Genomic DNA, 587 nt, shown 5'->3' with positions numbered 1-587 from the left:
GAGTTAACTTAGTTGGACAATTGCGAAACCAAATTCGTCATTGGCAATTAGGCCGGACGAGTTTAGTGAAATCGAATAACAGTGATGTTTACCTTAGTTATTTGCGCCAACCCAATTCAATCATGTTATCTTATCCTGATACGGTTCCAGCAACGATTTTTAACGAAACTTTTTCGCAGACGATTGATACTAGCCGGGTTAAACAGGTTGATCATATCCTGATTCCAGCCAGCGATCCTCACAATATTTATTTGCTCAGTGATCATGGTTACAAAGTTTATCGCTTACGGATCAGTCGGGGTGTTGATAATCATTACTTGAAGAAGGTTACTGCTCAAACTAAGCAAATTAAGACGGTCAATGTTGAGCATAAGATTATTAATGGCCAGACCATTTTACTGTATCCGAAATCATTTAATTTACCGGTATTTGGTTATCAAGTTACCGCCCAAAATGCGGATACCTTATCCCAAAACCTGATTTCTAGTAATAAGCGTTCCACTTTTACCACTAGCCGAAATGGTCACGTGACGACCTATCGGGATGGCAATAATAAACGGGTCTTTTACGATCATCAAAATGGGCAA

1 protein-coding gene is annotated in these 587 nt (G+C 39.4%); it reads left to right on the top strand.

All coding sequences use genetic code 11. The features are described 5' to 3' along the window. On the top strand, positions 1 to 587 hold a 587-nt coding region (gene yycH, locus ACFIK0_RS09300; protein ID WP_375663896.1), incomplete at both ends, for a two-component system activity regulator YycH.

Origin of the sequence: Bartonella sp. CL63NXGY, assembly GCF_042194905.1 — a bacterium.
In the GTDB taxonomy this organism is placed as follows: Bacteria; Pseudomonadota; Alphaproteobacteria; order Rhizobiales; family Rhizobiaceae; genus Bartonella.
The sequence above is the reverse complement of the archived record's forward strand: the minus strand, read 5'-3'. Positions and strand labels throughout refer to the sequence as shown.